Here is a 26716-nt window from a genome sequence, read left to right on the forward strand (position 1 = left end):
GTTGGCACCAGAATAACAGGCCCACGGCATTCCGGGTATTCAGGTCACCTGTGGCCGCTGCCTGAAGCGGGCATCGCGGTACAGCGCGCTGGCCAGGATGTGGCGCAGCCGGTCCACCGCGCAGGCCACATCGGCAAAACTGTTGTACAGCGGCGCAAAGCCGAAGCGCACCACATCCGGCTCGCGGAAATCGACAATCACCCCGGCTTCAATCAGTGCCTGCGATACACCCCAGGCATGGGGGTGCGACAGCGCGACATGGCTGCCACGGCGAGCACCATCGCGCGGGGTCAGCAGGCACAGCTCGCCGGCTGTAAGGTCCTCCTCAATACCCTCAATGAAGCAGCTGGACAGTGCCAGTGACTTGGCCCGCAACGCTGCCATGGACACACCCTCGAAGCAGTCGAGGGCCGTATCCAGAGCGGCCATACCGAGGATGCCCGGCGTGCCAGCAAGATAGCGCCGAATACCGGGCGCGGGACGATAGCCCGGCTCGAAAGCAAATGGCTGCGCGTGACCCAACCAGCCAGAAAGCGGCTGCGACACCTGATTCTGGTGACGTTCGGCGAGATAGACGAACGCGGGGGCACCCGGCCCGCCGTTGAGGAACTTGTAGCCGCAGCCCACCGCCATGTCGACCTCCCAGGCATCCAGCTGGATCGGCAACACACCTGCGCTGTGGGCCAGATCCCACAGCACAAGAATGCCCTGCGCATGCGCCGCGCGAGTCAGCGCCTGCATATCGTGCAGGCTGCCGTCGCGGAAGTTCACCTGGGTCAGCATCAGTACGGCCACCTCGCTATTCATCGCGCCCGCCAGCTGTTCCAGTGGCACGCTGCGCAGGGTGCAGCGCGCGTCACCCAGCAGGTCGCTAATGCCCTCGGCAAGGTAAAGATCGGTGGGGAAGTTATCCCGCTGGCTGAGGATCACCGAACGGCCAGGTCGCAACTGCAGGGCGGTGGTGAGCAGCTTGAACAGGTTCAGCGAAATGCTGTCGCAACACAGGACCTGACCGGGGCCGGCTCCGACCAGCGCAGCGATTTTTTCGCCGACACTGATCGGCATGCCGATCCAGTCGTGGCGATTCCAACTGCTGATCAGGTCGCGACCCCACTCCTCGCGCAGCAGCCGTTCAAGCCGGGCGGGCACGGCGGCGGGCAGCACACCCAGGGAGTTGCCGTCCAGGTAGACCGTGTTGTCGGGCAGCTGGAAGCGCTGGCGCAGGTAACCAAGCGCATCCTGGGCATCGAGTACGGCGGGATCTCTCATGGCTGTTCCAGCAGCGTGTGCAAGGCCTGGACAATGGCCGGAAACGCCGCTGTCCCCGGGTGCACAAGGTCGAAATGTCCGGCGCCCGCAATGACGCGCGCAGCGGCCTGCGGTATCGCATGCATCTGTGCGAGCGGCACGATGGAGTCAGCATCACCATGCAGGAGCATCGTTGCCGGCGGCAGTGCCAGTCGATGTGGCGAGGCCGCCGCATACTGCGCCGGCACCTCCTGCGGCAGCCCACCAAGAAACGGACCGGTCGCGCGCTGGCAACTGTTGCTGCCCAGGGCGTACGCGTCGAGGTCAGTGATGGCAGCCAGCCCAAGCACGCCGCGCATACGAAGCCCGTTCAGCGGCGCCCGCTCCAGCGCTGCAGTCGCCCACAGGGCCAGCTGCCCGCCCGCAGAATGCCCGACCAGCAGCACCTGTTGCAGGTCCGCGCCTGTCGGTGCCTGCGCCTGCAACGCCCGCAGCGCAGCCAGCAGGTCTTCCCCGCTACCGGGCCAGCCACCCCCCGCCTCCCCGACACGGCGATATTCCGGGGCCCACACGGCAAACCCTTCGGCCGCGAGGGCCGAGGCCAGTGGGGCAATGTGTGCCACGTCATAGGCCTCCAGCCAGCAGCCGCCGTGCACGAGTACAACAACCGGCGCCGGCTCGCTGGCAGGCGGCGCACGCCAGAAGCGGACGTACTGGCTGGCCGCCGGACCGTAGGTAAATTGCGCGCTGTGCGGCGCGGCACCCGCGGACAGGACGTCGGCGAAGCTCACCGGCATGTCGACAGATTGCGCCGGCACCACGGCTGAGACCATTACGCCGGGGAGAAACGCAGCCAGTGCCTGGAACAGGTGCAGCCTGATCACTGTGCGCAACGATAGAGGCCGGGGTTGCGTACCTGCATCACGCCATTGGCCTGATGCACGAAACCCACATTCATACGGGTCGCGGTTGCCGGCACATTTACAGGAATACGCACCGTAAACCAGTCTGTCTGCCCGAGGTGTGGCTCATGCTCCAGCGTGCTGTCCAGCATGAGACGGTCCCCGCCCATGACCGGATCGGGATCGCCCCAGATCAGAATCTGCGCACCACCGCCGCGCTTGAAGCCATGAATGACCTCATCGGTGTCCAGCGCCAGCTTGAACTCTGCCTGAAACAGCAACTGCTCGCCGCGCAGCGCGCGCGCACGGGGCGCCTGGCTGAACTTGAACCAGGGCTGGGTCGCAATCTTTTCGATGGTCAGCACGCCGTCGTTTACCTCGGTGGTGAAGGAGCGCTCACCCGCGTGCTGGGAACCCGACCAGGGACGCAGGGAGCCGCTCGTCTCGTCGGCGGCAAAGCCGGGGTTACCCAGCAGATTCTCTCCCAGGTCACAGGAACCTGCCACCGTGGTGGGACCCGCGCCGGCCTGACAGGCAGCCAGCAACAGTGCCAGCAGCGGAACAATGATTTTCATGGCGGATGAATCCTCTTGGTCGACGGAGCCCAGCGCCGTATGCTATCCCAGAGCGGCTGGCGACTACAGACCGAATACATAACAAGACTGAGGAACCTCGGCATGATGACTCTTCACGCTACCAGCCTGCGGGCTTTTCTGGCAGCACTGACACTCGCAACACCGGCCATGGCTGACGACTGGTACCCTTCGCGCCACGGCGCAGACGACACTCTGGGCGCAATCAATTTTCTCTCGCCGGACAAAGTGGTGCAGGCGGCGCGTCTGGTCACCACCGGCAAAACCTATGCGCTGGGTGTACCCACAGGGCCGGACTCTCCAGCCTATGGGCCGCGCCGCTATGCCATGACCGTCCTGCAACTGGACGATGGCCTGGGCACACCCCTGGCGGCAAACGGCATCACCTCCAACGATGACCTGCTGCAGACCTGGATGGGCATTGGCAGCCAGATTGACGGCCTCGGCCACCTGGGCATCAGGCATCGCTACTACAACGGCAAACACGCCAGTGAGTTCGTGACGGTGACGGGGCTGACCACTTTCGGTATCGACACCCTGCCACCCATCGTCAGCCGGGGTGTGCTGCTGGACATGGCGGCGCATTTTGGCAAGCCGATGCTCGAAGCGGGCACGGTGTTCAACAGCGCGGAGATCAAGGCCGCGGCCAGCGCACAGAATGTGCGCCTGGAACAGGGCGACGTTGTGCTCTTCCATACCGGATGGCTGTCGCTGTCTGAAACCGATCCCGAGCGTTTCATGGCCGGCGAACCCGGGCTCGGGGAGGACGGTGCGCGCTATCTCGGTGAGTTGGGCGTGGTGGCCGTGGGGGCGGACACCTGGGGACTGGACGCCCTGCCCGGCGACAAGGCAGATGAGTTGTTCCCCGCACACCAGGAACTGCTGGCGCGCCAGGGCGTGTACGTGCTGGAAAACATGGATACGCGGGCACTGGTGGCAGACGGGGTGCAGGAATTTCTCTTCGTGCTGGGTCAACCGCGCTTTGTGGGCGCGGTGCAGGCCGTCATCAACCCGGTGGCCATTCGCTGAGCACGCGCGCTGGCCACCGTCATGGAAATTGCGTAGCGTTGAGCGTGCCCCGCAGAGGAACCTGATACCGTGAATACACACCGAAACCTGTTTCTACCCATTGCCATTGCCCTGCTTGCCGGCTGTTCCGACGGCAGCGACCAGCCACCGCCGGAACCTGTGGCGCCCTCATCGCTGAGCATAGCGCCCACGGCTGTTCCCGAGGGCGCCCCGGGCGAAATGTCCACACTGCGTTTCCGTGCAACCCTGACCGAGCCGCAGCCCGCCCCGGTGCGCGTCATCTTCCGCACCGAGGGCGACAGCGCCCGCCCGGACATCGACTTCCTGCCCACTGAGGGCGACGTCACGATTGCAGCCGGCGCCCTGAGCGCCGATATTACGGTGGAGGTGTTTGGCAACGCGCTGGACGAACCTGCCAAAACGCTGCGCCTGGTTTACAGCGTTGACGGCAATGCCGAACCGACCGGGGACACGGCGCTGGGAACCATCGCCAACGACGACGCCCTGTGCCAGACCTCCGCGGACAAGGAGCCCAACCCCTGGCGCGTATTCGGCGCAGATCCGCTGAACTACGCCCACCGCGGCGGTGTGATCGATTTCCCCGAGAACACGCTGTACGCCTATGCGGAAGTCGCGGAGGTCGGCGCCGACGTACTGGAGATGGACGTCTACCAGACGCTCGACAACGAACTGGTGATACTTCATGACCTGACGGTGGACCGCACCACCAACGGCGAGGGTCGCGTTGTCGACCTGACCCTTGCTGAACTGCGCGAGCTGGACGCCGCCTACTGGTTCGTACCCGGCGTTGGGACACCCCGTGACCGCCCGGAAGCCGACTACGTGTTCCGTGGCATCGCCACCGGTGACCGCCCGCCACCGCCCGGCTACAGCCGCGAGGACTTCCGCATTCCCACGCTGGAGGAAGCCCTGCGGCGCTTTGCGGGCAGGCTGTTGAACGTTGAATTGAAGCCGGACCTGGACGGGGTCGGCGACTACGAACAGCAGATTGCGACGTTGCTGCTGCGCTACGGACGGACCCACGACATTATCGCGGCGTCGTTTGTCGACGAGGCCGCCAATGCCTTCAAGCGTGCGGCACCCTGCATACCCACGTCGGTGCCGCTGGGCCAGGGTACCGGCCTGGTGCTGGGGGCACAGGGCCCCGGCACGATTCCGCCGGTGCCGGAACACGTGTCGTTCCAGGTGCCGCCGGATACCAGCCAGATTACCGGCGAAGGCCAGCTCCCCGAGGGCTTCTTCCTGCAGGTGGTCAATGAAGACTTTGTAGCCGATGCCCACGCGGCCAATCTCGCCGTTCAGGTGTGGACCATCAACGCCTGTGAGGACATGTTGCAGATGATGGCGCTGGGAGTGGATGCTATAATGACCGACCGTCCCGTGCTCCTGCAGTCCTTGCTGGACACACCACCCGCTGAACGTCGCTGCGACTGATCCGGAGACCACACCCTATGCGCCGCCTTTCGTGGCTTGCCGCCCTGCTGCTCTGGCTGGGGGCGGCGGCGCCTGCATCCGCAGTGCCCACGCTGGCTGAGCAGAATTTCGCGCCCGCACAGGCACAGCGTATGAACATTGTGCTGATCACGGCGGATGACCTTGGCAAGTCGCTGGGCACCTACGGCGACCCGCTGGCACAGACACCCCATCTCGATGCACTTGCCGCCCGTGGTGTGCTCTTCGAGCGCGCCTGGGTGACCCAGGCCTCCTGCAGTTCTTCGCGGGCCTCCATGCTCACCGGGCTTTACCCCCACCAGCACGGACAGATTGGCCTGGCTGGACAACACGCAGAGTTCAGCCTGCGCAGGGGCCTGACCACCCTGCCGGGACTGCTGCGCGCCGCGGGCTATTTCAACGGCATTATCGGCAAGCTGCATATTGATCCACCGGATGCATTCCCTTTTGATCGTCGCTGGAACGCCGACAACGGCGCGATGGAGAGCCGTGACGTGCGGCGCGTCGCCAGCGTGGCCAGGGATTTCCTGCGCCAGCGTGGAAGCCGGCCTTTCTTCCTGTACGTCAATTACTTCGACCCGCACCGCCCGTACAGCAGCGAGTCCGACCAGTTCCTGGGACTGCCGGCGGCGCCTTATACCGCCGAGGACGTTACACCACTGCCTTTCCTCGGTATCGACAGCCCACTGATACGCAGCGAAGTGGCCTCCTACTACAACGGCATCAGCCGTCTGGACACCGGGGTGGGCCTGTTGCTGCAGGAACTGGCGCGGGCCGGCGTGCTGGAGCGCACAGTCGTGGTGTTTGTCAGCGACCACGGCGCGCCCTTCAGCCGTGCGAAAACCACCACGTACGAAGCCGGCGTGAGCGTCCCGCTGATCATTCAATGGCCCGGTACCGGCCGCGCTGGCCTGCGCAGTGAAGCACTGGTATCGACTGTGGACCTGATGCCCACGCTGCTGGAAGCGGCTCGCGTTGCACTGCCGCGCACAGAGGGTCGCTCACTGCGCCCGCTGCTCAGTGGCACCACGCCACCCCAGTGGCGCGGCCTGCTGTTCACGGAATACAATGCCCACGCGCCCGAGCACTTCTATCCGCGCCGCGCTGTGCGCACAACCCGTTTCAAGCTGATCCACAACCTCGACAGCGCCTGCCGCAACCCGCTGAGTTACATCGGCAACACGCGCCTGAGCCCTACCGTGCGCCCCGCGCCAGGCTGGAACGCCACCTATCGCAACCTGTTTCACCCGCCGGAGTTCGAGCTGTATGACCTGCTCGTTGACCCGTTTGAGACCAACAATCTGGCCAACAGGCCACAGCAGGCGCAGCGCCTGGCCAATCTGCAGGCAGCGCTGCTGCAGTGGCGCCAGCGCACCGGCGATCCCCTGCTGGAGCCGACAGAGCTTCCCCGCCTGAAAGCGGCACTGGGTGTGGGCTGCGTCAGTCGTCGCTGACGCGCACCACCAGTTTGCCCATGTTGCCGCCGTCGAACAGCAGATTCACTGCCTCGGGCGCCTGCTCAAGGCCATCGATCACGGTTTCCCGATGCTTCAGGCGCCCCTCGAGATACCAGGTGGCCAGTTCCTGTGTGGCCGCGGGGAAGCGCTCCATAAAGTCGGAAACGATAAAGCCTCGCACTTCGATACGGCGCATCAATATGGATGAAAAATCCGCGCGCATGGGTTCGCCGCTGTTGTAACCCGAAATCATGCCGCAGAGGGGCATGCGCCCGAAGAGGTTCATACGCGCCATGACCGCCTCCATAATCTCGCCGCCGACATTCTCGAAATTGACATCGATACCGTCCGGCGTCGCCGCCGCGAGCTGCTCACGCCAGTCGCCCGCCTTGTAATCCACCGCAGCATCAAAGCCCAGCTCGTCGAGCAGGTAACGACACTTTTCCCGGCCACCGGCAATGCCCACGACCCGACAACCCCGGATCTTGGCGATCTGTCCCACCACGGAACCCACGGCGCCGGCGGCGGCGGATACCAGCACGGTTTCCCCAACCTGCGGGCGACCAATATCCAGCAGGCCAAAATAGGCGGTGAGCCCGGTCATACCGCAGGCGCCGAGCATTGCCGAGAGAGGAATCGGCAGATTGGCGGGCAACACGGCCATGGCATTCTCTCCCTCGTCGGCCAGACAGTAGTCCTGCCAGCCGGTCAGGCCCATGACGTGGTCACCCACCTGATAGCGCTCCGACGCCGACTTCACCACGACGCCGATGCCGCCGCCGCGCATCACATCACCGATGGCAACCGGCGGCATGTACTGATCCATGTCGCTCATCCAGATCCTGTTTGTTGGGTCGAGGCTGAGGTACTGCACCCGCACCAGCGCCTGCCCAGGCCCCGGCTCGGGCGCGGGCTCGGTCAGGAAATCGAAGTGCGCACGCTCAATACGTCCAGCAGGGCGTGCTTTCAGGCGGAATTGTCGGTTGTCGAGAGCAGTCATCGGGGTCTCCATGGTCAAGGCAATCTGCCCCGCGAAGCGCAAGTTCAGGGGGCAGCAGCCTGAACAGTAACAGAATAGGCTGCGGCACCCCACTGCTGCGCGGTACACCTGTGCGGCCCCGTCTGTTACCCTGCCCGGCGCACCCGTGAAATGAACCCGCCCCAGCGTGCGGGCAGAGGATCCTTGCATGAACGAGGCGCACACTGCCAAAACACCCTCCTCCACCGTGCTATTACCGGTGTTTATCCCGGCGGTGGTGGTCATTGTCCTGCTCGTCATCGGCACCATCAGCAGCCCCGATCTCGCCGGCCAGCTGTTCAGCTCATCCCTGGCCTGGATCACCAGCACCTTCGGCTGGTTCTACATGCTGTCGGTGGCGTTCTTCCTCGTGTTCATTGTCGTGGTGGCGTTCAGCAACTGGGGCAACATCAAGCTGGGGCCGGACCACGCGGACCCGCAATACAGCTTCCCGGCCTGGTTTGCCATGCTGTTCTCGGCCGGCTATGGCATCGCCCTGCTGTTCTTCGGCGTCGCGGAGCCCGTGCTGCACTATTCAGCGCCCCCGGCGGGTGCGCCGGAAACCGTGAATGCGGCCCGGCAGGCCATGCAAATTGCCTTTTTCCACTGGGGCTTCCACATCTGGGCAATCTACGGGCTGGTGGGGCTGGTGCTGGCCTACTTCGCCTTTCGCCACGGACTGCCGCTGTCGATCCGCTCCGCACTGTACCCCCTGATCGGCAACCGCATTTATGGTCCCATCGGGCACGCGGTCGATGTCTTCGCCATACTCGGCACCATGTTCGGGATAGCCACCACGCTGGGGCTCTCCGTTGCGCAGATCAACGCCGGTATCAACTACCTCTGGCCGCAGATTCCGGTGAGCGTGACCGTACAGATCATCGCCATTGTCGCCATCACCGCCCTGGCGATTTTCTCGGTGGTGGCAGGTATGGACAAGGGTGTGAAGCGGCTGTCCATCCTCAACATGGTGCTGGCGGTGGCACTGATGCTGTTTGTGTTCAGCGTGGGCCCCACTGTGCATATCCTCGAGAGTTTCCTGCAGAACACGGGCAGTTACCTGAACCATATCGTAGAACGCACCTTCAATCTGCAGGCCTACACGCGCAGCGACTGGATCGGCAACTGGACCCTGTTCATCTTTGGCTGGACCATCGCCTGGGCCCCCTTCGTGGGCCTGTTCATCGCCAAGATCAGCCGCGGACGGACCATACGCCAGTTCGTCGTCGGCGTGATGTTCGTGCCCACACTGTTCACGTTCAGTTGGTTCTCTATCTTCGGTGACACCGCGCTGCACCTGATCATGAACGAGGGTTACCACACACTCATCGACCAGGTGCAGGCCGATCACGCCGTGGCCCTGTTCAAGCTGTTTGAAGTGCTGCCATTGTCCTCCCTGGTCTCCTTCCTGACGGTCATCCTCATCGTCACCTTCTTCGTCACCTCCTCGGACTCCGGCTCATTGGTCATCGACTCCCTGGCATCGGGGGGCGCCGCCATCACACCCATATGGCAGCGCGTGTTCTGGGCCAGCAGCGAAGGAGCCGTGGCCGCGACCCTGCTGCTTGCGGGCGGCCTGGGCGCGCTGCAGACCATGACCATCGCCAGTGCCCTGCCGTTCTCCCTGATCATGATCGCGGCGGCGATCGGCATGTGGCGCGCCCTGGTGATTGAGGGCCATCACCACACCAGCCTGAATACTGGCGTAACGGGGCGTCTGTCAGGGGGCAATGGCCGCGGGTTGTGGCGCCGCCGCCTCGCGGGACTGGTCACGTTCCCGGATCGGGGTGAAGTGGAGGCTTTCATCGGCACCACGGTGCGCAAGGCCATGTGGCGGGTACAGCGTGAACTGGACAAGCAGGGCTGGCATGCCACCTTGCACGAGGACGACGCGCCGGCACGTCTGTGGCTGGAAGTGACCAAGGACGAGGCCGTGGACTTTATCTACGAGATTCGCCTGCTGGAGCACAGTCTGCCCCACTACGCGTTTCCGGAGATGGCACACAGCAGTGAGGACAGCGCACACTACTGCCGCGCCGAGGTGTTCCTGCGCCGCGGCGGCCAGTCCTACGATGTCTACGGCTTCGACCAGCACGACATCATCACCGACATTCTCGACCAGTTGGAAAAGCACCTGCATTTCCTGCACATTTCGCCGGCGAGCCTGCCCTGGAACATGGCCGAGCACGACGACATGCTGCGGGCAGCGTCGGAGAGCTAGTTGCCTGCGCCAGCCCCCTCCGCCAATGCCGCCCGCTGCAGGCGCTGCAGAATCTCGCTGCCGGGGTAGCCGTCCGCCACCGCCCCGACGCTGCGCTGGAAGCGGCTCAGTGCGGCGCGCGTGCCCGACCCGAACAGTCCGTCTTCCTCCCCCGCGTTATGACCCAGCAGGTTCAGCTGCTGCTGCAAGGCCAGCACATCGGCACGCGCCAGCGGCTGCTGATCGGCCGGTGGTGCCTGCCGCAGGGGTCCAGCACCGGCAATGCGGTCCGCGAGGTGGCCCACGGAAAGCGCGTAGGATTCAGAGCGATTCCAGCGCATGATCACGGCGAAATTGTCGTACACGAGGAAGGCCGGGCCTGGCGCGCCAGCGGGTACCAGCAGCGATGCCTGCAGGTCCGCAACCGGCAACGCGCCGCCGTCGTTGCGCAGCACACCCAGCCGGGACCACTCCGCCAGTGGCAGTGCCTCGCCGGACAGCGCAAGCTCATAGGGAAAACCTGCCGGCAGACGGACCTCGCGCCCCCAGCGCAACTCGGGCACCCAGCCCAGGTCGCGCAGGAAACGCGCACCCGAGGCCAGCGCATCCCGCTCGCTGCGCCACAGGTTGATGCGGCCATCACCGTCGCCGTCAACCGCATAACGCAGGTAGTTCGACGGCATGAACTGGGTGTGTCCCACCGCACCCGCCCAGGAGCCCTGCATATCGTCCGGACTCAGGCCTTCGCGCTCCAGCAGCTGCAGCGCGGCAACGAACTCGCCGCCAAAGAAGTCTGCGCGCCGGGTGTCACAGGCCAGCGTCGCCAGGGAGTCCAGGGTGGGCATGCGGCCGAGATAGGAGCCGAAATTGGTCTCCAGGCCCCAGAAGGCCACCAGATAGTGGCCGGGCACGCCGTAGTCCCGCTGCAGCTGCGCAAGGAAATCGCGGTGCTGCGCATACAGCGCCCGCCCCTGCTCGATTCGGCTCTCGGATACCCGCGTGTTGAAATACTGGGCAAAGGTCTGCACGAACTCGGGCTGCTTGCCGTCCAGTTCCAGCACCCGTTCCTGCTGCTGCATGCCGGGTACGACCGTGTCCACGATGTCCGCCGCCACCCCGGCCGCCCGCGCCTGATCCTGCAGTGCCAACAGGCACTCCGCAAAACGCTCTTCCGCCCGGGCCGAAACACCGGCCAGCAGGCATACCACAACGACCACTTTGCGCAACAACATGACACACATCATCCAGTAGGTTTCCGCGGATACTTACACCAGCCCGAACAGGAAGCAAGATCCAGCCTGGCTGCCCCCGCGCTTCGAGAATCGGCACACAAGTCGCTATACTGTGCAGCGACCCAACGGCGAGAGACAATCCCATGAACACTGTAGCCCGGCTACTGCTCCCCTGCACACTGCTGCTGAGCTTCATCGGCACCAGCAGTCACGCCCAGGACGTACACTATTCCACGTACCACGATTACCGTGTCGTGCCGGTGGTCGACGGCCTGGTCAGGCCCTGGTCGATGGCGTTCCTGCCCGGGGGCGACATGCTGGTCACCGAACAGCCGGGCCGCCTGCGCATCGTCCGCAACGGACGCCTGCTGGAGCAGCCGGTCAGCGGCGTACCGGAGGTGTTCTACAAGGGTCAGGGCGGCCTGCTGGACGTGGTACTGCACCCTGACTTCGCCAACAACCGGCTGGTGTACCTGTCCTACGCCAAACCACTGGCAGATGGGGAGTCCACCACAGCGGTGGCGCGCGGTCGCTACGCCGACGGTGGCCTGAGCGAGGTGGAGGAGATTTTCGTCGCGCAGTCCCGCGGCCGCGGACACTACGGATCCCGCCTCGCGTTTGACGACCAGGGCTACCTGTTCATCAGCGTAGGGGACCGTCAGGTTCCGCCGACCGGCGATCTGCCAGCGCACCCGGCACAGCAGCTTGCAGACCACCACGGGGTCATTGTGCGCCTGCACGACGATGGCCGTGTACCCGCAGACAACCCCTTCCTGGACAGGCCGCAGGCACTGCCGGAGATATGGAGCTACGGCCACCGCAACGCCCAGGGTATGGTCATTGACGGCGCAGACGGCACGCTGTGGATCACCGAGCACGGCCCACAGGGCGGAGACGAGCTGAACCGTATCCAGAAAGGTGCCAACTACGGTTGGCCGGTGATTGGCTATGGCGTGAACTATGGCGAGGGTACGACGATCCACGCGACCACGCACGCTGATGGCATGGAACAGCCGGTAAAGGTCTGGGTGCCCTCCATTGGCACATCGGGCCTCACACTCTATGCAGGTGACGCCTTCCCGAAGTGGCGCGGCTATCTGCTCGCCGGTGGCCTGTCGGGGCAAGAGCTGACCCTGCTCCGGTTGCAGGACGGCAAAGTCGTCCATGAGGAGACCCTGGCCAGGGACATCGGACGCCTGCGCGATGTGCGCGAGGGCCCTGATGGCTTCATTTACCTCGCTGTGGATGACCGCAGTGCGGAGCCGTCTGCGATTGTCCGTCTGGAGCCGGTACCGATTGCACAGCGCATGGAGTAAGTTGCCCGACCCGCAAGGGCTTGCGCAACCGCCGCATATTTCCGCTATGCTGTTGGCACCGTTCAGGAGAAACCGTTATGGCCCTGCCCAGAGAGCACATAGAAGAAATCGAACTGCTGCTGAAATTTGACCTGAGCAGCGCACAGGTCGGCCTCAAGGTGCACAGCAACGCGAATCCGCAGATGATCGCCGCCGCACGGCGGCTGCACGACAAGGGCCTGATTGACCAGGAGGATGGCGGGTTTCTCACGCCGCTTGGCCACGAGGCCGCGGAGCACCTGCAGTTCGTCGCCCAGATCCTCGGCACCCCCGCCGCTGCGTGAGTGGGGAGCAATGGGCTCGCGGCGTCAGCCGCCTGCCTGCTAGGGGAGACTGCGCTGCAATGCCTCCGCAGCCATCTGCTCCAACAGTCTGAAGGTGCCTACCGGATCCTTGCGTTTCATCTCCAGCAGGCTCATTTCGGGCCCGCTGCCCACCTCGATTTCCTCTGTGCCGCGGCAGAAACCCTGCACGATGACCCGGGCACACTCGACGACGTCCATGCCGTTGTCGACATCGTCCTCGATATCACCCGCGGCGGCTCCACTGCCCGTGAGGGCCTGCCGTGCGATATCGGTGCGAATGTAACCCGGCACGATCGTGGTGACCTGCACACCCAGGTGCGCGACTTCGGTGCGCAGCGCGTCGAAAAAGCCCATCACCGCGTGTTTCGCCGCACAGTACCCGGTGCGCAACGGCGCCCCGACCTTGCCGGCCACGCTGGCAGTGACCGCGACATGCCCCTGGCCACGGGCGACCATAGTGGGCAGCACCAGCTTGGTCAGCGCAATCTGCCCCAGTACATCGACCTCGAACAGCCGGCGATACACGCTCAGCTCCGTGTTCAGGCAGGCGGAGCGCTGGGAAATCCCGGCATTGTTGATCAGCAGGTCGACCTGCCCGTAGCGACCCAGCACCGTTTCGACCGCCGCCGGCATGGACTCGGTGTCGGCGACATCCAGGGGCTGCACCAGCACATCATCAGTGGCGGCACCGGCCGCAATACACTCCTCGCGCACCGCCTGCAGCCGGTCCTCGCGGCGTGCCGATAACACCAGCCTCGCTCCCGCGCCGGCCAGCTCGACCGCCAGTGCCGCGCCAATGCCACTTGACGCACCCGTGATCCAGACCACTTTGTGGGCAAACAGTTTTTCCGGGGTAGCCGTAGCGTCCGTCATCAGAGTTCCTCTCTCGGTGATTCGGCATCATTATCTGTATGAAGCCGGTGGCTTGGCAAAGCCTTTCCCGATCGTTCAGGAGAACGCGCTGCCGCTGCGTACACCCAGCTTCCTGAACAGTATCGCAGCCGGGCAAAAGCCGGTAAACGACGACTGCAACAGGTTGGCACCCACAAACGCCGTGAACCACAACCAGTTACCACTGTGCAGCTGGGACAGCAACAGGCTCAGCAAGATCATCACACCGGCAAAGGCCAGCACCGCGCGATCAAGTGTCATTTTTTCACTCCGTCACCAAGGCAAGACACTCTAACATTAGTCTACGCTAATATTTTGCGCAAGCCATTCGACCGCGACCCTGTGCTAACCTTGCCCGCTGATCGGAGCCCGCGGATGCTGCCGTCAACCGTCAGGCAATGGGAGCTGCCTTCATGCTACACACACTGACCCGCTTCGGCGTTGTACTCATTCTGGGCCTGGGCATCACACTCGCCGGCAGTCACACAGGCGCCAGCTGGCTGGGATGGCCGGTCTTCGCCCTGTGCGCGGGGCTCGCTTTTGCGCTGCAGTGGCTGGCCTTCGTACCCGCCTGGCGGCTGCAGACAGAAACCTTCTACGACCTCACAGGAGCGCTGACCTATCTCTCCGTGATCTGGCTGGCGGTTGCCCTGACACCGGGGCAGAGCGCCGCGAGCCTGCTGCTGGCTGCCTGCATCAGCCTCTGGGCCCTGCGTCTGGGGAGTTTCCTGTTCCTGCGTATCCGCGCCGATGGCAAGGACTCCCGTTTCGACCAGATCAAACCCTACGCCAGCCGTTTTCTCTTCACCTGGACCCTCCAGGGCCTCTGGGTGGTCATCACCGCGGGCTGCGCGCTGGCCGCCATCACCAGCGGTCGCATGGCGGAAATGGGCTTGCCCGGCTTGCTGGGCCTCACGCTGTGGGTGCTTGGTTTTACCATAGAGGTGGTTGCCGACAGCCAGAAACGCCGCTTCCGTCGCACGCAGGGCGCCGAACGCTTTATCGACAGTGGCCTGTGGGCACGCTCCCGCCACCCCAACTACTTCGGCGAGATCATCCTCTGGCTGGGTATCGCATTGATGTCCCTGCCGGCGCTGCAGGGCTGGCAATGGGCCACGCTGATCTCTCCCGTGTTCGTTTTCGTGCTGCTCACCCGGGTCAGTGGCATCCCCCTTCTGGAGCGCAAAGCGGAGCGACGCTGGGGGCAGGACCCGCAATGGCAGGCCTACAAGGCACGCACGCCTGCGCTGGTGCCACGCCTGCGCGCTTGAGCTGCCGCGTGCCTGCACCGCAGGGCTGGGCTATAGTGCGCACCCACACCACGAGTACCGCCCCCACATGGCCCTGAAATCCACGATCTTCAAGATGGACCTGAACGTTGCCGACCTCGACAGGCAGGTCTACGGCGATTTCCCACTCACCCTGGCGCGCCATCCATCGGAAACCGATGAACGCATGATGTTGCGGGTGCTGGCTTTCGCCCTGCATGCCGGCGACCAGCTCACCTTCGGCCGCGGCATCAGCACCGACGACGAACCGGACCTGTGGCAGAAAGACCTGACCGGGGCCATCGAGCTGTGGGTAGAGCTGGGCGCCCCCGATCCCGACCGCCTGCGCAAGGCCTGCGCCAGGGGGCAGCAGGTGGTGCTGTATATGTACGGTGACCGCGCCGTGCCGGTCTGGTGGCAAAAAAATGCCAGTGCCCTGGAGCGCTTCAAGCACCTCAGCATCTGGCAGATTGCCGACAGCAGCCTGCGCAGCCTGGCGCAAATGGCCCGTCCCGGTCTGCAGCTGCAGTGCACTATCAGCGACGGCGAAGTCATGGTGAGCGGCCAGGGGGAGACCATCAGCATCACTCCGAGCCCACTGAAACCCTGAACGGGCGCGCCGCGGGGCCCGTGCCCCCAATGCCCGGCCTGCGGTATAGTGGGCACTGACCTGGACAACGCCTCGCTTATGAAACGCTTCCCCGCCCTCTCCTCCCGCAATCTGGTCCGGGTCGCCCTGGTGCTGCTGGGCCTCAGCCTGTATCAACTCGCCACCGACGGCGAGGTGAACTGGCACCGACAGGCACTGGACAAATTGGCCGGGGAGCGCAACACCGGCCTCGGCCAGGCAGTGGAATCGCTGGAAACCGCGGGCGCGGCACGCGAGGGGCAGGCCCCTGAGCACTTTGACCTGACCGGTCGCGTGGTGCGCATCGCCGACGGCGACACGCTGTCCCTGCTCGACGCGAGCAACACCCAGCACAAGATCCGCTTCTTCGGCATCGATGCTCCGGAAAGCGACCAGCCACATGGGAATCGCTCGCGGGAGGCGCTGGCAGCGCTGGTCTCGGGCAAGCGCCTCGGCGTGGTGGTAATCGAGGAGGACGACTACGGGCGCAAGGTCGGCACGGTGTATGCCGATGGCCGCAACGTCAACCTGGCGCTGGTCGAACAGGGCCACGCCTGGTGGTATCAGTATTTCGCACGTCAGGAGCACGCTCTGGAGGCCGCCGAGCGAGAGGCGCGTTCTGCGCGGCGCGGCCTCTGGGCAGGGAGCGACCCCACACCCCCCTGGGACTGGCGACGCCAGCAGCGCCTGCGCGACGCGCGCTGACGCGGGCAGGCCCTGTCAGGCTGGCTGGCAGGCGGGGCAGGCGTACAGCCGCCGGCTGTTCAACTCACTGCGCACAATCGCCGCGGCACACCGATAGCAGGGCAACCCGTCGCGCCCAAACACCGCGAAACGGCGCTGCTCCCAGGGCAACGCAGTGCCCTCCAGCGCGCGCGCCAGGGACGGCGCCAGGGTGACGCCGGCAGTGCGGTAGCTGCGCAGGCTGACATCCAGGGTTGCCCGCGCCAGTCGACCGCGTTCTCCGGCACTGAGGCTGGCGGCCCGCCGCAGTGGGTGCAGGCGTGCAGCGTGCAGGATCTCACTGCGCAGATAGTTGCCGATGCCCGCAACAAAACCCTGGTCCAGATACAGGCTGGCCAGATTGCGGCGCACAAACTGCGGGCTCTGCAGCCGGTCCGCAATGGTTCGCCAGGCCAGTCCGGTAGACATGATGTCAGGGCCCAGCCGCGCCAGAAAAGGGTGCTGCTCCAGTTCCTCCACGGGCCACACGCTGATGTCCGACGCGCTATAGAGAACGGCGGAGTGAGTCGCGGTTTGCAGCAGCAGACGCAGTGAGCGCGTACTTTCGGGCAGCTGCTGCCCCTGCACCACGCACCAGACACCGTATAGCTGATTGTGCGAGTACACCGTCAGGCCATGTTCAAAGTGCAATAGCATGGCCTTGCCTCGGGTTTCCACCGCCCGCACCCGGTGGCCACGCAACCTCCGCTCCACCTTGCGCAGGCGCGACAGACCGAAACGCACTGTCTTTATGGTGCGACCTTCCAGCACCGCGGCAATCTCGTCCGCAGCCCGGCGGATTTCTGGCCCCTCGGGCATCCGGCTAACTCCCCGCGCACCCGGCGCTGGCTGGTGAATGAACTGTAATTAGCTACGCGACCGGCTGCGCTGCGGATGAGCCGGCAGCCGATGCTGCGGCAGCCGATGCTGTGCCAGCCGACGCTGCGACAGCCGATATGCTTTGCCCCGCGGTGCCTTTGTGGCACCATCCGGATTCACGCCGATACACCACACGGCAGGGAACACGACAGGGGCTTCACCGGACATCGCATGCGCGACTATTTTCTCAGACGCCTCTTGCTCGTCCCGCCCACGCTAATTGGTGTGACCATTATCGTCTTTGCCATTACGCGCCTGGTCCCCGGTGGCCCGCTGGAACGCGCCATCATGGAAACGCAGCAGATGAGCCTTTCCGGCGGCGGCGCCCAGATGGCGGGCCAGGGCATGGCCATCTCGGAGGCACAACTCGACCGGCTGCGGGAATACTACGGCTTCGACAAGCCGGTGCTGCAAAGCTATGCCGCCTGGCTGGGTAAGGTGCTGCGCGGCGACCTGGGCAGCTCCTATCGCTACAACGAGCCGGTGTGGGACGTCATCAGCGAGCGCTTCCCTGTATCGCTGTATTACGGGCTGGTGACCCTGGTGATCACCTACGCAGTCTGCATACCACTGGGCATTCTCAAGGCCATACGCCACCGCACCTTTGTCGACAATATCAGCTCGGTGCTCATCTTTGTCGGCTACGCGATACCCGGCTACGCCCTCGGCTCACTGCTGATACTGCTGTTTTCAGTGCGCCTGGAGTGGTTCCCCATGGGCGGCTTTGTGAGCTATGACTTCCGCGACCTGTCGCTGGGCGCACAGGCACTGGACTTGCTGCGCCACTCCGTACTGCCACTGATTTGCTACCTGGTGGGCAGCTTCGCCCTGGTCACGCTGTTGCTCAAGAACCATCTGATGGACAACCTGGCAGCGGACTACATACGCACCGCGATCGCCAAAGGAGTGTCCTTCCGGCAGTCGGTCACGCGCCATGCCGTGCGCAACTCGCTGATCCCCATCGCGACCACGTTCGGGCAGAACATCACCCTGCTGGTATCCGGCTCCTTCCTGATAGAAACCATCTTTGATATCGACGGTTTTGGCCTGCTCGGCCTGACGGCCATTCTCGACCGCGACTATCCGGTGGTCATGGGCGTGGTGTTACTGGCCAGCCTGTTGCTGCTGATTGGCAACATTATCTCGGACATCCTGGTCGCACTGGTCGACCCGCGGATACGGTTCCAGTAGGCCATGTTTGCACTCACGCCCCAAACACGAAAAAAGCTGCGGCGCTTCCGCCAGATCAAGCGCGGCTACTACAGCTTCCTGATTCTCCTGGGGCTTTCCGCGCTGCTGGCCTGTGGTGAGCTGCTGATCAACAGCCGGGCGCTGGTGGTGAGTTATCAGGGCGAACTCTACTTCCCCACCTATGGCGACTTCCACCCGGGTACCGACTTCGGCCTCGACTACGACTACGAGACCAACTACCGGGACTTACAGGACCGTTTCGACGAGGCCGATGAGGGGAACTGGGTGCTGCTGCCCCTGGTGCCCTACAATCCCTATGAGAACAACGCCGCCGGTGGCGTGTTCCGGCCGCAGCCACCCAGTGCCGCGTCACAGCACTACCTGGGCACGGACACCACCAGCCGGGACATCCTTGCGCGGCTCTTCTACGGCACACGCATCGCGCTGCTGTTCGCACTCGGCTTCACGCTCTCCGTCTACCTGATCGGCATTGCCATCGGCTGTGCCATGGGCTACTTCGGCGGCGTCTTCGACCTGATACTGCAGCGCGTCATTGAGATCTGGTCCAATGTGCCTTTCCTGTACATGGTCATCATCATCTTTTCCGTCATCCCATCGACGGTCGCGGTACCGACACGCATCGGCATTCTGTTGCTGGTGATGGTGCTGTTTTCCTGGACGGGGATGACCTATTACATGCGCACGGAAACCTACAAGGAGAAGGCTCGGGACTATGTCGCCGCCGCGCGCATCATTGGCGCCTCCAACACGCGCATCATCTTCCGCCACATCATGCCCAATGTGCTGTCGACGCTGATCACCTTCATGCCTTTCACGGTAGTAGCCGCCATTTCCGCCATCACCGCACTCGATTTTCTCGGCTTCGGCCTGCCCGTACCCACACCCAGCCTGGGCGAGTTGCTCAAGCAGGGCACTGCCAACCTGCGCACGGCACCGTGGATTGTCATTTCCGCGTTCGGCACGCTGGTCGCGCTGCTGACGCTGGTGACGTTTATCGGCGAAGCCATCCGCGAGTCATTCGATCCCAAAACCTTCTCTGTTTACCGCTAGGGACAACGCACATGAGGAATCCGCCATGAAAAAGACCCTGTACTGCCTGTTATTCAGCCTGTGCGTTGCAGGCTGCGGCGAGTCATCCCAGGAGCCCACAGATATCGCGGCCAGCGCCGACGGGCTGGCGGGGGTCACCGCCGAGGTGGAAGCCTACTACGCTGCCAACCCGGATTTCTTCAGTTTCAAGACGCCGGCTGACCTGCCCGCGGACCTGGTGTGGGAGAACAACAACCACCTGCCGGAGATCGGCTCGCCGGACGCCGTCAAGGGCGGCACGCAGAATGCCGCCCTGCAGGACTTTCCGCGCACCCTGCGCACAGTAGGCCCGGACTCAAACGGCGGTTTTCGCACCTATCTACTCGACGACACGGGCATGACCATGGCCCACGTGCACCCGGAGACCCGCGACCTGTATCCCGGGCTGGCAGAATCCTGGGCCATCGATGAAGCGGCGCGCACGGTGTACGTCAAGCTGGACCCGGCTGCACGGTTCTCCGATGGCGAGCCCGTCACCGCAGACGACTACCTGTTCATGTTCTGGTTCTACCGCTCGCCCTACATCATGGCGCCCTGGTACAACAACTTCTACAGCACGACCTACACCAACATCACCCGCTACGATGACCACACCATCTCCATCACCACCCGGGAGCTCAAGCCTGACCTCGATGAGCGCGTGCTCCTGTTGCGGCCTATTCCGCAGCATTTCTACACCGACATGGGTGACGACTTCAGCGAGCGCTACCAGTGGGAATTCGAACCCACGCCCGGCGCCTACATCATACGCCCGGAGGACGTGCGCAAGGGGCGCTCCATCGCCCTCACACGCAACAAGGACTGGTGGGCAAAGGACAAAAAATACTGGCGCTACCGCTTCAATCCGGATCGTATCCAGTTCACGGTTATTCGCGACGACGCCAAGACCTTCGAGGCCTTCAAGCGCGGCGATATCGACCAGTTCGGGCTGGGTCTTGCGGAATACTGGTATGAGAAGCTGCCAGACAGCGACCCGGACATCCAGGCCGGGTACATTCACAAGGTGATGTACTACAACCAGCGGCCGCGACCCAATTTCGGCCTGTGGATCAACACGGCCCAGCCGCTGCTGAGTGACCGCGAAATACGGCTGGGCATCAATTACGCCACGAACTGGGAGCTGGTAATTGAGAAGTTCTTCCGCGGTGACAACACGCGCATGAACACCGGGCAGGAAGGCTTCGGTGATTTCACACACCCCACCATCACCGCACGCACCTTCGACATCAGCAAGGCCCAGGGGCACTTTGCGGCAGCGGGTTTCACCGAGCGTGGCGCCGACGGCATTCTGGTCAATGACCAGGGCCAGCGACTGGCCTTCACGCTCTCCACCGGCTACGAGAGCCTGCGCGATGTACTGACCATCCTGCGCGAGGAAGCGGCCAAGGCGGGCCTTGATCTGCGCATTGAAGTGCTCGATGGCACCGTAGGCTGGAAGAAGGTACAGGAAAAACAACACGATATATTCTTCACCGCCTTTGGCGTATTCCTGGAACTGTACCCCCGCTTCTGGGAGCACTATCACTCCGACAACGCCTACGACAGGGCCTTCCTGGACGATGGCAGTGTCAATCCCGAGCGCAAACTGAAGACCCAGACCAACAACCTGGAAAGTTTTGCAATTCTGGAAATGGATCAGCTGATCGAACGCTATCGGCGCTCCAACGACCGCGACGACATGATCCAGCTGGCACACCGGATGACGGAATTGCATCACGAGCACGCCTCCTTCGTGCCCGGTTTCTACCAGGGCTTTTTCCGCATCGGCCACTGGCGCTGGCTGCGCTACCCCGAGGGTTTCTCGCACAAGCACGCGCAGGGTCCTGGGGAGACCTTCGTGCACTGGATCGACACCGACATGAAAGCAGAGACCGAAGCTGCCCGTCGCGACGGCACGCGTTTCGACCCCGTCATCCGCGTGTATGACCAATGGGCGGAGTAGCCAGCCGTGGCACTGCTTGAAGTCGACCAGCTGGTCACCGAGTTCGCCACCGATGAAGGCCTGGTGCGCGCGGTAGACGGCGTCAGTTTCACGGTGGATGCCGGAGCCACGCTGGGCATCGTCGGCGAGTCCGGCTGCGGCAAGAGCGTGACGGCGCTGTCGATCATGCGCCTGCTGCCGCAACCCATGGGTCGGATTGCAGGCGGCAGCCTGCTGTTCCAGGGTACCGACCTCGCCCGGCTCGATATTCCCGAGATGCAGAAGATTCGCGGGCGGCGTATCGGCATGGTCTTCCAGGAGCCCATGACGGCATTGAACCCGGTGCACACCATCGGCCGCCAGCTCACCGAGGGCATGCTGCTGCACAAGGTCTGCGAGCCTGCCAACGCGCTGCGTGCTGCCGCCGACATGCTCGATCGGGTGGGCATTCCGTCGCCGGACCTGCGCCTGGGCGAATACCCCCACCAGCTGTCCGGCGGTATGCGCCAGCGGGTGGTGATTGCCATGGCGCTGGCCTGCGAGCCGGACCTGCTGATCGCCGACGAACCCACCACGGCGCTGGATGTCACCATCCAGGCCCAGATTCTGGAACTGATCGCCGACCTGCAGAAGCGTATGGGGATGGCGGTGATCATGATCACCCATGATCTCGGCGTGATCGCGGAAACCTGCGAACAGGTGGTGGTGATGTACGCCGGCAAGGTCGCGGAACAGGGCTCCGTGTTTGATATCTTCGACCGGCCGGCCCACCCCTACACGCGCGGTCTGCTGGCCTCCATACCGCGACTGGAGACCGAGGCAAAGTCGCGCCTCGGTGTGATAGAGGGCATGGTGCCCGGTCTGCGCGACCTGCCGCTGGGCTGCCGCTTCGAGAACCGCTGCACCTTTGCCGTGGACCGCTGCCGGGAGCAGCTTCCGGCACCTGAGCAGGTGGCGGCCGGTCACGCGGTCAGCTGCCTGCGGTGGCAAGAACTGTGAGCGCGCCACTGCTGGAAGTCAGCAACCTGCAGATGCACTTCCCGGTGCGCGAAGGTCTGTTCCTGCGTGCCCGAGCCTTCAACCGCGCCGTGGATGGCGTATCATTCACCATCAATCCAGGGGAAACACTGGGTCTGGTCGGTGAATCAGGCTGTGGCAAATCGACCCTGGGGCGCTGCATCACGCGGCTCTACACGCCCACTGGCGGCAGTATCCGCTTCGCCGGCGAGGACATCACGCACATGCGGCCCCGCACCCTGCGCCCACTCCGGCAGGACATCCAGATGATTTTCCAGGACCCCATGGAGTCACTGAATGCGCGGCACACCGTGGGCGATATCCTCGAAGAACCGTTCATCGTGCACCGTATCGGCGACCGCATCTGGCGCCGCAAACGGGTCGCAGAGCTGCTGAACATCGTCGGCCTGCCTGCCCGCTCGGCCACGCGCTTTCCCTTTGAATTCTCCGGCGGTCAGCGACAGCGTATCGGCATTGCACGGGCCATCGCCCTGAACCCCAGGCTGGTGATCTGCGATGAGCCGGTCTCGGCACTGGACGTGTCCATCCAAAGCCAGATTCTCAACCTGCTGGTCGACCTGCAGCGCGAATTCAACCTCGCCTACCTGTTCATCGCCCACGACCTGGCGGTGGTCAAGCACGTTTCAGACCGGGTTGCGATCATGTACCTGGGCAAAATCGTGGAGACGGCCCCCAGCGAAACACTCTACCGGGAGGCCAGCCACCCTTACACGCAGAGCCTGATCTCGGCCATTCCCGTGCCGGACCCGCACCGCAAGGCACAACGCGATGTGCTGCGGGGGGACGTACCCTCGCCCATCAACCCGCCCACGGGTTGCAGCTTTCACCCGCGCTGTCCCCGCGCCGAGCCGCGATGCAGCGAGGCCGAACCCGGGCTGGCACCGCTGACAGGCAACCACGCGGCGGCCTGCCACCTGCTCGCCCGCAGCGGCTAACCTTGCCTGCGCTGATCGGAGCGCGGGCAAATGCCGTATACTGCGCGAGACTCAGGAGAGTGCTGAATGACAACGAGGAATACCGCAGAAACACAACACCCCCGGCTGCCCTGCCGCGGTTGCACCCCCGATTGCCGCAACTACGCCGTCTGTGAAGGGGTCCCCTGGCGGATCGACCGCGACGGCACGCTCAGCGCCCCTATTCACCGCTCACCCGTGCCTGAACGCCAGTAACTAGGCGGGCCGCTTGCGCGGACGCGCCCTCGCTTTTGCTGTGGCCTTTGACTTCGCCTTGGGCACGCTTTCCTTAAGCGCCCTGTTACCCCGAGGCTGTGTCTTGCCCACCGCTTTTTTGCGCCTGGCCGCGGGTTTCTTCCGCGGCGCTTCCGCCGCTGCCTGCAGGTCCGCATAGGCGCGCTGCAGGCACTGCTCGTAGAAGCCCGGGTCCGGCATCATCGCGCGGCAGGCCTGGAACGACACAGCAATCTGCCCGTCGTAGCTGGTGACCGCATGGAACAACCCCATATTGTCAATGCAGGGGCCGAGGCCGTAGCTGCGCACGACGTGCGCACCACACATATACAGAGGCACCTGCGGGCCTGGCACATTGGTCACGATCGTATTGAAGATCGGCTTCATGCCCGCCATAAGCCCCGAACCCAGTGCCGCGCGCACGCCGAGGGCGGCGAGTTCCGCCGGCAGGCTGTGCGTCATGTCGGTCATGAAGCGCGCCCCGACCGCCTCGTGGTAGGCCTTGGAGCCCACCGCGTCCCGGTGCACGCTGCGCAGGCGCTCCAGGGGCTCCGCAACGTCTGAGCCCAGCGGGATGGTCATCATCGATACCTGATTGCCACCGCTGTACGCCTCGTCGCGACTGCGAACATTGACCGGCGCCCCCGCCACCAGGCTCTTTGCAGGCAGTTCCTGCTTGTCCATCAGGTACTGGCGCAGTGCACCGCCGACGATGCTCAGGATGGCATCGTTGACCGTCGCCCCCGGCACCGCCTCCCGTGCCCGGCGAATCACGGCGAGGTCAAAATCCACCGCGCCGAACACCCGGTGCGGCGACACCGCCGCGTTGAAGCGGGTGCGCTCCTTGTCACCCAGTGTACGAAACTTCTTCGCCTTGACCCCTTCGTGGACGCGACGCCAGGCGGGAATACCCTGCCCGACCATGCGCGCCAGTCGAAACGGGGCTTTCATATTGACCTTGTAGGCCCGCCATAGCATTTCGGCCGTGCTGGGCGCAGGGTCCAGCAAGGGCGGCGCCACCGGGCGCGGCGGCGGCGGTGTGGCAGACAGGTCGTGCAGTGCAGATATCAGCTCGACACCGGACGCCCCGTCGATCGCCGCATGGTGCACCTTGAGCAGCATGGCGTAACAGCCCGGCGGCAGGCCTGCCACATTGTCCAGGCCTTCGATGATGTAGGCCTCCCAGAGCGGGCGCGCCCGGTCCAGCGGCCGGGCGTGAAGCCGTGCCGCCAGAATCGACAGCTGGCGCCAGTCACCCGGTTTCGGCAGGGCGATATGGCGCACGTGGAACTCGAGGTCGAAACGGTCATCGTCGACCCAGTAGGGCTGGTCCAGGTTCAGTGGCACCATCGCCAGCTTGCGCCGGAATATCGGTGAGCGATCCAGCCGCTCCGCGAAGGTGGCGAGAATGTCCTTGAAACGTACGACATCGCGGCCGGTGGTGGCGGGGTCGTAAATCAGCAGGGGCGCGATGTGCATCGGCGAATTGTTCATCTCTGCGTACAGAAACGTCGCGTCGAGTCCACTCAATTGATGCATGCAGTGCCTACTCCCGGTCAGTTGCGGGGCCGCGCTTCGCGCCCTTCTCCCTGAGTATAGCCTCAGTCGCGTCGCTTGCGCGTTACCGTCAGCCAGTCCAACACAATGCCCGCACCCGGGGTGAAGCGCGAAATCCGGTAAACCACCTGCAGCAGGTCAGGGCGCTGGCGCACGCGCAGCTCCACCGAGCGGGGAATGAACCAGGCAAGAATAATGCCCCGCAGCAGGCCCGATACGAGGAAAATCAGCACGACCGGGTGCAGCGGCTGCCAGCTTTCCGGGAGCCAGGCCGCGAGGTCCGAAAGGTGCCCGGCCAGATAACCACCGAACAGGGCGCCACAAAAAATGCCGACCGCGCCCAGCGAAGACTGCACCGCCGCGTAGCTCGCAAAATCCGACCGCGGCGGCCGCAGGTCGTAGAGGTAGTTGGCGGTACTGAGAGTGAAGCCCCCCCAGGCAAGCCCCGACAGCACCTGCACCGCGAGCAGGTAAGTGAAGTCGCTGGATACCAGCCACAACGCAGGCACTACCGGCAGCAGCAGACTGCTGGACACCATGACCCAGCGGTTGCCCCAGCGGTCACAGATACGCCCCCAGACCGACAGGGTGAAGAACTGTGTGAGAATCGCGATGCCGGTATTGGCGGAAAACTGCCAGTAGCTGTAATTCAGGTCGCGCAGCATGTACACACTGAAAAAGGGTGCGGAAATTGCTACAGCAGACTGCATGCCGGCAATGAACAGGCTGTACTGGTAAAAGGTCTTGTCGCGGAAGGCATCGCGCACACGGTGCAGGGTTGCCGTAAAGGATATGGCGCCAGGCACGCTGCTGTGATCCGGGTCATGCATGCGCCGTAGCTGGTGTGCGGAAGCGCCGCGGCCCGCTGCGGCGAGCAGGAACAGTGCACCAAAACACAGCCAGGCCAGCTCGAAACGCTGGAACAGGCCGAGCAGCGCACCGCCGCCCGCAAACACGGCGAAGCTGGTGATCATGGTCAGGCGCGTGCGCCCCGCAAAGAAGGCTCCGCGGCGCCGTGGCGGCACCACGCTGCCCATCCAGCTGCGCCACTGCGGCTGCACGAAGTTGGCGCTGGCCTGGTAGAGCACTGCCAGCGCGATCAACCAGGTGACGGCGTTGTCGGGGCGGACGAAAGCAATCAGCGCCATCCCCAGCACCGCCAGCGCCTGCAGGACCACGCCAGTGACGATTGCCCGGCGCCGGGAGAAACGCGGGCACAGCCACACCGAGAGCAGCTGGAACAGCGCCCCTGCCAGCTGCGGGGCGGCCATCAACCAGCCCATCTGTGCCAGGCTGGCGCGCAGGGATATGGCGAAGGCACCGAGGTAGTTGTCGCAAATGCCGGTCATCATGGAACTGGACACAGCGTCACGGCGCGAACGCGAAAGCGTGTCGCGCAGCCAGACATTGCGCCGCTGGGTGGTGGGGGGCGTACTGTTCACGGGGGTCCTCGACGTCTACCCGACAAGCATACGCCAAAACCTGCACACGACCAGCGGCGCGGACGCGCG

Annotated in this window: 24 protein-coding genes; 14 read left to right on the forward strand and 10 right to left on the reverse strand. The window is 64.2% G+C overall.

Annotated elements, in window-relative coordinates:
• Positions 1-39: 39 nt before the first annotated feature.
• Genes kynU through R3E49_RS00080 form a run of 3 tightly spaced genes read right to left on the reverse strand, consistent with a single transcriptional unit; the run spans position 40 to position 2725 of the window.
• A complete protein-coding gene (gene kynU, locus R3E49_RS00070; RefSeq protein WP_371293189.1) occupies positions 40-1269 on the reverse strand; it encodes a kynureninase in 1230 nt (409 codons plus the stop codon).
• Positions 1266-2132 carry an alpha/beta hydrolase family protein gene (locus R3E49_RS00075; RefSeq protein ID WP_371293775.1) on the reverse strand — a complete coding sequence of 289 codons (867 nt, stop codon included), beginning with the start codon at positions 2130-2132 and terminating at the stop codon, positions 1266-1268. Before R3E49_RS00075 ends, kynU begins: the two co-directional genes overlap by 4 nt.
• Positions 2129-2725: a hypothetical protein gene (locus R3E49_RS00080; RefSeq protein ID WP_371293190.1), complete on the reverse strand. Its 597-nt coding sequence runs from the start codon at positions 2723-2725 to the stop codon at positions 2129-2131. The genes R3E49_RS00075 and R3E49_RS00080 overlap by 4 nt, the downstream gene beginning before the upstream one ends.
• A 102-nt stretch (positions 2726-2827) precedes the next feature.
• On the opposite strand from R3E49_RS00080, the gene R3E49_RS00085 reads away from it, so the two are divergent.
• The 3 genes from R3E49_RS00085 to R3E49_RS00095 all read left to right on the forward strand — a co-directional run bounded on the left by R3E49_RS00085 (position 2828) and on the right by R3E49_RS00095 (position 6699).
• Positions 2828-3772: a cyclase family protein gene (locus R3E49_RS00085; RefSeq protein ID WP_371293191.1), complete on the forward strand. Its 945-nt coding sequence runs from the start codon at positions 2828-2830 to the stop codon at positions 3770-3772.
• A gap of 69 nt (positions 3773-3841) precedes the next feature.
• Entirely contained in the window at positions 3842-5227 is a 1386-nt protein-coding gene (locus tag R3E49_RS00090; RefSeq protein WP_371293192.1) for a glycerophosphodiester phosphodiesterase family protein, read from the forward strand.
• A gap of 17 nt (positions 5228-5244) precedes the next feature.
• Complete coding sequence (locus R3E49_RS00095; protein WP_371293193.1) at positions 5245-6699, forward strand: sulfatase; 1455 nt, start codon at positions 5245-5247, stop codon at positions 6697-6699.
• Here the strand turns inward: R3E49_RS00095 and R3E49_RS00100 are convergent.
• Positions 6686-7702 (reverse strand): NADP-dependent oxidoreductase, encoded by a 1017-nt coding sequence (locus R3E49_RS00100; protein WP_371293194.1) that lies wholly within the window; start codon positions 7700-7702, stop codon positions 6686-6688. The genes R3E49_RS00095 and R3E49_RS00100 overlap by 14 nt on opposite strands.
• A 187-nt stretch (positions 7703-7889) precedes the next feature.
• Here R3E49_RS00100 and R3E49_RS00105 point away from each other — a divergent pair, with 187 nt between their 5' ends.
• On the forward strand, positions 7890-9941 hold the full coding sequence (locus R3E49_RS00105) for a BCCT family transporter (RefSeq protein WP_371293195.1): 2052 nt from the start codon (positions 7890-7892) through the stop codon (positions 9939-9941).
• On the opposite strand, the gene R3E49_RS00110 is transcribed toward R3E49_RS00105, so the two are convergent.
• Positions 9938-11152 carry a lytic murein transglycosylase gene (locus R3E49_RS00110; protein WP_371293196.1) on the reverse strand — a complete coding sequence of 405 codons (1215 nt, stop codon included), beginning with the start codon at positions 11150-11152 and terminating at the stop codon, positions 9938-9940. The two genes, R3E49_RS00105 and R3E49_RS00110, sit on opposite strands and share 4 nt — an antisense overlap.
• Before the next feature lie 143 nt (positions 11153-11295).
• On the opposite strand from R3E49_RS00110, the gene R3E49_RS00115 reads away from it, so the two are divergent.
• Positions 11296-12468 (forward strand): PQQ-dependent sugar dehydrogenase, encoded by a 1173-nt coding sequence (locus R3E49_RS00115; protein ID WP_371293197.1) that lies wholly within the window; start codon positions 11296-11298, stop codon positions 12466-12468.
• 77 nt (positions 12469-12545) lie between these two features.
• A complete protein-coding gene (locus R3E49_RS00120; RefSeq protein WP_290741902.1) occupies positions 12546-12791 on the forward strand; it encodes a TIGR02647 family protein in 246 nt (81 codons plus the stop codon).
• Between the two features lie 39 nt (positions 12792-12830).
• On the opposite strand, the gene R3E49_RS00125 is transcribed toward R3E49_RS00120, so the two are convergent.
• Entirely contained in the window at positions 12831-13685 is an 855-nt protein-coding gene (locus tag R3E49_RS00125) for an SDR family oxidoreductase (protein ID WP_371293198.1), read from the reverse strand.
• Positions 13686-13760: 75 nt separating this feature from the next.
• Positions 13761-13964 carry a DUF2892 domain-containing protein gene (locus R3E49_RS00130; protein WP_371293199.1) on the reverse strand — a complete coding sequence of 68 codons (204 nt, stop codon included), beginning with the start codon at positions 13962-13964 and terminating at the stop codon, positions 13761-13763.
• Between the two features lie 152 nt (positions 13965-14116).
• Between R3E49_RS00130 and R3E49_RS00135 the strand changes: the two genes are divergently transcribed.
• From R3E49_RS00135 to R3E49_RS00145, 3 genes are all read left to right on the forward strand, one after another.
• Positions 14117-14974 carry a DUF1295 domain-containing protein gene (locus tag R3E49_RS00135; protein ID WP_371293200.1) on the forward strand — a complete coding sequence of 286 codons (858 nt, stop codon included), beginning with the start codon at positions 14117-14119 and terminating at the stop codon, positions 14972-14974.
• Between the two features lie 67 nt (positions 14975-15041).
• A complete protein-coding gene (locus R3E49_RS00140; protein WP_371293201.1) occupies positions 15042-15581 on the forward strand; it encodes a YaeQ family protein in 540 nt (179 codons plus the stop codon).
• Between the two features lie 78 nt (positions 15582-15659).
• Positions 15660-16304 (forward strand): thermonuclease family protein, encoded by a 645-nt coding sequence (locus R3E49_RS00145; protein WP_371293202.1) that lies wholly within the window; start codon positions 15660-15662, stop codon positions 16302-16304.
• Positions 16305-16319: 15 nt separating this feature from the next.
• On the opposite strand, the gene nei is transcribed toward R3E49_RS00145, so the two are convergent.
• Positions 16320-17141, reverse strand: coding sequence for an endonuclease VIII (gene nei, locus R3E49_RS00150; RefSeq protein WP_371293203.1), 822 nt, complete (start codon positions 17139-17141; stop codon positions 16320-16322).
• Between the two features lie 231 nt (positions 17142-17372).
• Between nei and R3E49_RS00155 the strand changes: the two genes are divergently transcribed.
• Genes R3E49_RS00155 through R3E49_RS00175 form a run of 5 tightly spaced genes read left to right on the forward strand, consistent with a single transcriptional unit; the run spans position 17373 to position 23396 of the window.
• Positions 17373-18392 (forward strand): ABC transporter permease, encoded by a 1020-nt coding sequence (locus R3E49_RS00155; RefSeq protein WP_290741914.1) that lies wholly within the window; start codon positions 17373-17375, stop codon positions 18390-18392.
• A 3-nt stretch (positions 18393-18395) separates the two neighbouring features.
• Positions 18396-19463: an ABC transporter permease gene (locus tag R3E49_RS00160; RefSeq protein WP_371293204.1), complete on the forward strand. Its 1068-nt coding sequence runs from the start codon at positions 18396-18398 to the stop codon at positions 19461-19463.
• Positions 19464-19488: 25 nt separating this feature from the next.
• Entirely contained in the window at positions 19489-21444 is a 1956-nt protein-coding gene (locus R3E49_RS00165) for an extracellular solute-binding protein (protein WP_371293205.1), read from the forward strand.
• Between the two features lie 6 nt (positions 21445-21450).
• Positions 21451-22422, forward strand: a complete 972-nt coding sequence (locus tag R3E49_RS00170; RefSeq protein ID WP_371293206.1) for an ABC transporter ATP-binding protein — start codon at positions 21451-21453, stop codon at positions 22420-22422.
• The gene (locus R3E49_RS00175; RefSeq protein WP_371293207.1) at positions 22419-23396 is read left to right on the forward strand and encodes an ABC transporter ATP-binding protein; all 978 of its coding nucleotides are present in this window, start codon (positions 22419-22421) and stop codon (positions 23394-23396) included. The genes R3E49_RS00170 and R3E49_RS00175 overlap by 4 nt, the downstream gene beginning before the upstream one ends.
• A gap of 234 nt (positions 23397-23630) precedes the next feature.
• On the opposite strand, the gene R3E49_RS00180 is transcribed toward R3E49_RS00175, so the two are convergent.
• Both R3E49_RS00180 and R3E49_RS00185 read right to left on the reverse strand, forming a co-directional pair.
• Positions 23631-25187 (reverse strand): wax ester/triacylglycerol synthase family O-acyltransferase, encoded by a 1557-nt coding sequence (locus tag R3E49_RS00180; RefSeq protein ID WP_371293208.1) that lies wholly within the window; start codon positions 25185-25187, stop codon positions 23631-23633.
• A gap of 62 nt (positions 25188-25249) precedes the next feature.
• Entirely contained in the window at positions 25250-26647 is a 1398-nt protein-coding gene (locus R3E49_RS00185) for an MFS transporter (protein ID WP_371293209.1), read from the reverse strand.
• Positions 26648-26716 lie beyond the last annotated feature (69 nt).

The sequence above is a fragment of the Haliea sp. genome, from assembly GCF_041395985.1.
Lineage (GTDB): Bacteria > Pseudomonadota > Gammaproteobacteria > Pseudomonadales > Halieaceae > Haliea.

Excerpts from the sequence above, each read along its gene's own strand:
- nei (WP_371293203.1), bottom strand. The coding sequence starts at position 17,141 with ATGCCCGAGGGGCCAGAAATCCGCCGGGCTGCGGACGAGATTGCCGCG.
- R3E49_RS00140 (WP_371293201.1), top strand. The coding sequence starts at position 15,042 with ATGGCCCTGAAATCCACGATCTTCAAGATGGACCTGAACGTTGCCGAC.
- R3E49_RS00130 (WP_371293199.1), bottom strand. The coding sequence starts at position 13,964 with ATGACACTTGATCGCGCGGTGCTGGCCTTTGCCGGTGTGATGATCTTG.
- R3E49_RS00115 (WP_371293197.1), top strand. The coding sequence starts at position 11,296 with ATGAACACTGTAGCCCGGCTACTGCTCCCCTGCACACTGCTGCTGAGC.
- R3E49_RS00085 (WP_371293191.1), top strand. The coding sequence starts at position 2,828 with ATGATGACTCTTCACGCTACCAGCCTGCGGGCTTTTCTGGCAGCACTG.
- R3E49_RS00180 (WP_371293208.1), bottom strand. The coding sequence starts at position 25,187 with ATGCATCAATTGAGTGGACTCGACGCGACGTTTCTGTACGCAGAGATG.
- R3E49_RS00145 (WP_371293202.1), top strand. The coding sequence starts at position 15,660 with ATGAAACGCTTCCCCGCCCTCTCCTCCCGCAATCTGGTCCGGGTCGCC.
- R3E49_RS00125 (WP_371293198.1), bottom strand. The coding sequence starts at position 13,685 with ATGACGGACGCTACGGCTACCCCGGAAAAACTGTTTGCCCACAAAGTG.
- R3E49_RS00165 (WP_371293205.1), top strand. The coding sequence starts at position 19,489 with ATGAAAAAGACCCTGTACTGCCTGTTATTCAGCCTGTGCGTTGCAGGC.
- R3E49_RS00110 (WP_371293196.1), bottom strand. The coding sequence starts at position 11,152 with ATGTTGTTGCGCAAAGTGGTCGTTGTGGTATGCCTGCTGGCCGGTGTT.
- R3E49_RS00160 (WP_371293204.1), top strand. The coding sequence starts at position 18,396 with ATGTTTGCACTCACGCCCCAAACACGAAAAAAGCTGCGGCGCTTCCGC.
- R3E49_RS00105 (WP_371293195.1), top strand. The coding sequence starts at position 7,890 with ATGAACGAGGCGCACACTGCCAAAACACCCTCCTCCACCGTGCTATTA.
- R3E49_RS00080 (WP_371293190.1), bottom strand. The coding sequence starts at position 2,725 with ATGAAAATCATTGTTCCGCTGCTGGCACTGTTGCTGGCTGCCTGTCAG.
- R3E49_RS00155 (WP_290741914.1), top strand. The coding sequence starts at position 17,373 with ATGCGCGACTATTTTCTCAGACGCCTCTTGCTCGTCCCGCCCACGCTA.
- kynU (WP_371293189.1), bottom strand. The coding sequence starts at position 1,269 with ATGAGAGATCCCGCCGTACTCGATGCCCAGGATGCGCTTGGTTACCTG.
- R3E49_RS00095 (WP_371293193.1), top strand. The coding sequence starts at position 5,245 with ATGCGCCGCCTTTCGTGGCTTGCCGCCCTGCTGCTCTGGCTGGGGGCG.
- R3E49_RS00120 (WP_290741902.1), top strand. The coding sequence starts at position 12,546 with ATGGCCCTGCCCAGAGAGCACATAGAAGAAATCGAACTGCTGCTGAAA.
- R3E49_RS00135 (WP_371293200.1), top strand. The coding sequence starts at position 14,117 with ATGCTACACACACTGACCCGCTTCGGCGTTGTACTCATTCTGGGCCTG.
- R3E49_RS00100 (WP_371293194.1), bottom strand. The coding sequence starts at position 7,702 with ATGACTGCTCTCGACAACCGACAATTCCGCCTGAAAGCACGCCCTGCT.